This is a genomic window from Paenisporosarcina sp. P4_E4_2 (genome assembly GCF_056401595.1).
The window spans coordinates 1-2,630 of the sequence record NZ_JBFUJC010000398.1 but is presented as its reverse complement, the minus strand read 5'-3'; the positions used below and the strand labels follow the sequence as shown (position 1 = coordinate 2,630).

Annotated in this window: 4 protein-coding genes and 1 pseudogene; 3 read left to right on the top strand and 2 right to left on the bottom strand. The window is 35.5% G+C overall.

Translation table 11 applies throughout. The features are described 5' to 3' along the window. The 3 genes and pseudogenes from AC1DSB_RS17730 to AC1DSB_RS17720 all read left to right on the top strand — a co-directional run. Positions 1 to 181 (top strand): annotated as a pseudogene (locus AC1DSB_RS17730) (phosphatidylglycerophosphatase A family protein); the annotation flags it as partial. 210 nt (positions 182 to 391) lie between these two features. Next, the gene (locus tag AC1DSB_RS17725; RefSeq protein ID WP_342541997.1) at positions 392 to 514 is read left to right on the top strand and encodes a hypothetical protein; all 123 of its coding nucleotides are present in this window, start codon (positions 392 to 394) and stop codon (positions 512 to 514) included. A 241-nt stretch (positions 515 to 755) separates the two neighbouring features. Next, the gene (locus AC1DSB_RS17720; RefSeq protein ID WP_477531646.1) at positions 756 to 965 is read left to right on the top strand and encodes a WGxxGxxG family protein; all 210 of its coding nucleotides are present in this window, start codon (positions 756 to 758) and stop codon (positions 963 to 965) included. A 104-nt stretch (positions 966 to 1,069) separates the two neighbouring features. Here AC1DSB_RS17720 and AC1DSB_RS17715 read toward each other — a convergent pair whose 3' ends face one another. Continuing rightward, positions 1,070 to 1,306 carry a YkuS family protein gene (locus tag AC1DSB_RS17715; protein WP_477531645.1) on the bottom strand — a complete coding sequence of 79 codons (237 nt, stop codon included), beginning with the start codon at positions 1,304 to 1,306 and terminating at the stop codon, positions 1,070 to 1,072. 785 nt (positions 1,307 to 2,091) lie between these two features. After that, a partial coding sequence (locus tag AC1DSB_RS17710) for a lysoplasmalogenase (protein ID WP_477587249.1) occupies positions 2,092 to 2,630 on the bottom strand: 539 nt, incomplete at its 5' end.

The following is a 2,630-nucleotide window of genomic DNA, read 5'->3' as shown; positions in this document are numbered from 1 at the left end:
TACCAAAATAGGTGAAGGCATACACACATTCTTGGACGATCTTGTTGCAAGTATCGCCGCATGTGCATCGTCAAGAATTGCACACCGTACACGGGACTTAGAAGAGCATAATGAGACATTTGCCGATATTAAACCAGAAGAGACAGCTCCAGAAACAAATATTGAAGGAACAACGACCTAATAAGAAAAAAGTAGTACCATCTTACCATCTTTTTAAGCTAGAGTTATAGAAAAACGTTGAAGGATTTTCGTCTTCAACGTTTTTTTGTTCTGATAAACACATGTTGAATCACCCTTATCCTTATATAAACTTGAATATGATTTCATGTATATGGACAAGCTATTGATGAATAGAATAAATGAATCCATCAAAACAGCAGGAGGAGTTTAAATGGAAGAGCGACTCATTGAAAGCTTGGGACAATATTTCGTGTATCATAAAATTAGAGAACGATATGGTCTTACGTTTGAGCAATTTATTGAGAAGTGGGAACGTGGAGTTTGGAGAGCTTAGAGAAAAGTAGGGAAGCGTCTTCTCAAATGAGATGACGCTTTTTCGTTCATACGTTTAAAACATTTTTTCGCAATATGCTATACATGGAAGAGTATTATTTGAAACCTTGAAGTAAATGAGCTGACATCTTTTTTCTTTTTTTACCCAATCTTTTACCTCAGTCCCTGAGTAAATGTGATTGTGAATAATCGGTTTTGATTAAGGCAATGATTAATTCTACTTACTCAGAGGAGGAATATTAATGAAAAAACTTGCAGCATTTTTCCTTGCTTTTATGATTGCTTTTTCATTTGCAGAAACAACTACTTATGCTACACCTATCACGATAAATAAGGATGCCGTGGAAGACGACGTTGATGATATGGAATGGGGTTGGCTTGGATTGTTAGGCTTGTTTGGATTAATGGGCTTAAAAAGAAAAGATGATCACCGCGATCGCCATGTGAAATAGCTTGTTCCCACTCATTTTAGTGGGTTTTTTAATTTGTCGTACAAAGGAATTAAAGAAAGAAGCTCAAGTAGACTGAGCTTCTTTTTTGATTCGATTAATTCCGATTACATCTGACCTAGCCGATGTTCTACCGCTTGTACTACGTTATCAATAGACATTCCTGACATAGCTACAACCGGAAATTCAAATTCGTCATTATGACCTTCATTAATGGTCCTTACGACACCCATATCGTAACCTGAAACATTCTCATCAGTGCTGAACATCTTCACTGTGTGACCTTTTTCTTCTAAAGCCTTTTTAACGTCTTCATAGGGTTTTTCTACAGCAATCTTTGCCATTTCTTAATCCTCCTTCATAAAAATAAAACAACATCATTAATCTTCCCCAAAGTTGCTCCAATAACCGTAGAAGACATAGAAGAATAAAAAGATAACCTCTAAACAATATTGCAGACGTCAAATGGCAGTTAATATCTTGCCTGCTCGAATATTATCCACGATCCATGATTAAAAGCCTTTCTTAAAGAGATAACTATTCTTTTTTAACTTACCCTCAAATGATATATAAATGCGGGTGACTTTAGCTTATGGACACTTTATATCCAAAAGCAAAAGAGCCATCAAAAATAAAGTTAATGAGTAATATGAACTTGAGAGAAAGTTTAATAAGGGTTTAATAAGCAATTCTGTACATAAACAAGGTGGTATTGCATAAACTATATTGACTGCGGAACTTAACCAGGTTGTCAGTCAAACCAAAGAAGTGTCTAGGCAATTGCCTGGACGCTTTTCTTACTTTTAAAGGACTTTTTGCACTTTCGTCATTTTAAGCAGTTTATTCTGTTCTTTTTTTCGCTTAATTGGTAGCATAAATATAATGAAGTTGATGTAGTAGGACTTTTTGAAGAATTGAAATAGCCCAACCACAGTTATTGTGGATGGGCTATTATTTTGGCAATTTTTCTAGGATACTTTTTTCACTTGATCAACAATATTCTTTCAGATGACATTGTGTTAAAAGTATTTCAGAAGCGGAAGAGCATTTAAGACTTTAATGATATCTTAAGGGATCATAGTGATAAATGGAGAATGTTGTAACAAGATTAAAGAACTAGAAAAATTATTTAAGAGAAAGCAGACGGTCGATTAGTTTCAGATGCAATGGAACGTATGCTATTAGCAATCAAAAATTGTGCGCTGTAATAAGTCGTCATAATAAGGATTCCTGAATACGGAATATCGGACACAAACATATTCCAGGACAAAATGGAATCGGAAATGACAAACAAAATACTTCCAACAATCGCCCATTTGTTGCCTGTCATAAATGCGGACCATGCCATCAAAGAAATGACGATGATATAAAACAAGACGGGTAATACTAATGAATCGTTGCCATCAAGAGTTAGAGCACTGATGATTTCTTTACCGAAAAAGTAACCGTATATCGCAATCGGTACGATGGTTGCAAAACGGATTTTTGAAAAGTTCCATCTACTCAAAAATCCCGCAAAATAAAACAGGTGTCCAATCAGAAAAGCGGATAAACCAWCGACAAACCAGTAGACGAGAAAGCCGTCTCCGAGCATACAAAAAAATAGACCGATTAACAGAAGCCAATGTGTAAGCAATTTCTTAGCAGGCGCTTGTAAATAGGCATAGT

What these genes read in the sequence shown, in the direction of transcription:
- AC1DSB_RS17725 (WP_342541997.1), top strand. Translation starts at nt 392, where the DNA reads ATGGAAGAGCGACTCATTGAAAGCTTGGGACAATATTTCGTGTATCAT.
- AC1DSB_RS17715 (WP_477531645.1), bottom strand. Translation starts at nt 1,306, where the DNA reads ATGGCAAAGATTGCTGTAGAAAAACCCTATGAAGACGTTAAAAAGGCT.
- AC1DSB_RS17720 (WP_477531646.1), top strand. Translation starts at nt 756, where the DNA reads ATGAAAAAACTTGCAGCATTTTTCCTTGCTTTTATGATTGCTTTTTCA.